Annotated in this window: 4 protein-coding genes; all 4 read right to left on the bottom strand. The window is 69.1% G+C overall.

The features are described from left to right. Positions 1–60: 60 nt before the first annotated feature. Positions 61–327 carry a hypothetical protein gene (locus MJ785_RS21140; RefSeq protein WP_239382556.1) on the bottom strand — a complete coding sequence of 89 codons (267 nt, stop codon included), beginning with the start codon at positions 325–327 and terminating at the stop codon, positions 61–63. Further along, entirely contained in the window at positions 324–797 is a 474-nt protein-coding gene (locus MJ785_RS21135) for a hypothetical protein (RefSeq protein WP_239382554.1), read from the bottom strand. The genes MJ785_RS21140 and MJ785_RS21135 overlap by 4 nt, the downstream gene beginning before the upstream one ends. Continuing rightward, a complete protein-coding gene (locus MJ785_RS21130) occupies positions 794–1,192 on the bottom strand; it encodes a hypothetical protein (RefSeq protein WP_239382552.1) in 399 nt (132 codons plus the stop codon). Before MJ785_RS21130 ends, MJ785_RS21135 begins: the two co-directional genes overlap by 4 nt. A gap of 143 nt (positions 1,193–1,335) precedes the next feature. After that, positions 1,336–1,539 (bottom strand): excisionase family DNA-binding protein, encoded by a 204-nt coding sequence (locus MJ785_RS21125; protein WP_255727671.1) that lies wholly within the window; start codon positions 1,537–1,539, stop codon positions 1,336–1,338. Positions 1,540–1,671: the final 132 nt, after the last annotated feature.

Raw genomic sequence — 1,671 nt, 5'->3', positions numbered from 1 at the left:
AATGGTCGGCGGCGGCCGTGAGGAAACCAGCCAGCGCATCCGCGAGCGATGCGGCGGCGGTCATGCCGCACCATCCAGCTGCTCCATCGCGTCGTAGGCGGACGCGAGCTCTGTGACGACCCCGGCCGGCAGCAGTTCGATCACCCCGTGCATGACCACGGATGGGTGGAGGTCCGCGAGCGCGTCCCCCGCCGCCTGCGCCTGCGCCTCCGAGGCGTACAGCCCGGCGGTGTACCGGCTGCCTCCTACCTCAACAACCGGAGCGAACAGCGGCGGAAACCAACCATCCGGGCCGGTCGGCAGCAGCAGGCCGCCCTGGATACTCATCGGCCCGGCTCCGTTACGGTGAACGACCGGCCCGGCCCCGTTCCGATGACCGGGGTGTAGCGATCACGGGCCTCGGCTGTGACCTCCGGGTCACTGAGCAGTGTGTAGACCGTGACGCAGACACCCTGGTGGGTGAACGTGCCCCAGGCCCACAGGCTGCCCTCGTGCCCGAGGCCGCCTTCTGTTGTGTGCAGGGTGAGACCGAACTCGCGGGCGAACGTGTCGATACCGGTGAGACGGTGGTCGTCAGCGGCACGGCTTCGGTACGACACACCATCGGCATCCTGATCCTCTGTGATCTGAAATTCGATCACCGGGATGCTCGTGTAGTAGAAGCCGGACTTGATCCAGATGTAGAACGCGACGTCCGTGTTACCGACGAACCGGTCAACGATGTCCGTGGCGACACGGAGCCGGTGACAGGCCCGACCCACGGGGGTACCGACGGGAGTGAGATCGACAGCGCTCATCGGCCTGCCTCCACGGCAAGACGACAGGCATGGGCTTCGTCGACGGCGGTGAACAGGTCCGGGAGGTGACGGTGCTGCTCAGCTACCCAGGTGAGAAAGGCCGCCGTCGCGTCCGCCGGGCTGCTGGCGGTCGCCTCACCGATCTGCCGCCAGGTCGCGCCCGCGTGCAGTGCCCGCAAGACACCGGTCTGCAGTCCGCGCCGTGCGGCGCGGGCCGCCGCGACCTCGGTAGCCAACAGCTCCAGTACCTCGTCGGCGTCGACCCGCTGACCACGGGCGTGACGCACAGCGATATCCAGACCTAGGTCGGCTGCCCGGGTCGCCAGCATCAGCGGTGTCGCCGACCGGCCCGGTTCGACGTCAAGGATGTCCTCGGGCTGGCAAGGGCGGCTCACTTCTCACCACCACGGCGCAGCAACTCCCGGGCGATCCGCTCAACCTCACGGACGACCGCATCCGCGAGATCCTCGGCGGCGTCGCCACCCGATCCGGGAACGGGGATCGGCAGCGACCAACCGCCAGCCGATCGGTTGGCGGTTCATACGGCACCCCCCGCAGGCACGGGGGCCAACTCCGCAGCCACAGCGGTCTGACCGCTGTCGGCCGTGTCGAGCAGCCGGGTGATGAACGTGCGAGGGACGCGGTAGGCACGGCCGACCACGACAGCGGGCATCGCCCGGTCATGGATCGCCCGGCGGACAGTCATCTCGCTAACCCGCAGCGCCCGGGCGGCCTCCCGCACGTCATCAGCGGGTGCTTGGCTGGGACGCCGTCACCGGTACGGACGGTGGGCGGACGGGACGGCACAGGTCGTTCTTCAAGGGTGGACAATGGACGGCGCTCCTCGTCTAGGGCTGGGAGCGGCGGTCCCGGC

This window comes from Protofrankia sp. CiT1 (assembly GCF_917627335.1).
GTDB lineage: Bacteria > Actinomycetota > Actinomycetes > Frankiales > Frankiaceae > Protofrankia.
Note: the sequence above shows the minus strand (reverse complement) of the source record. Positions and strands in the feature narration are given on the sequence as shown.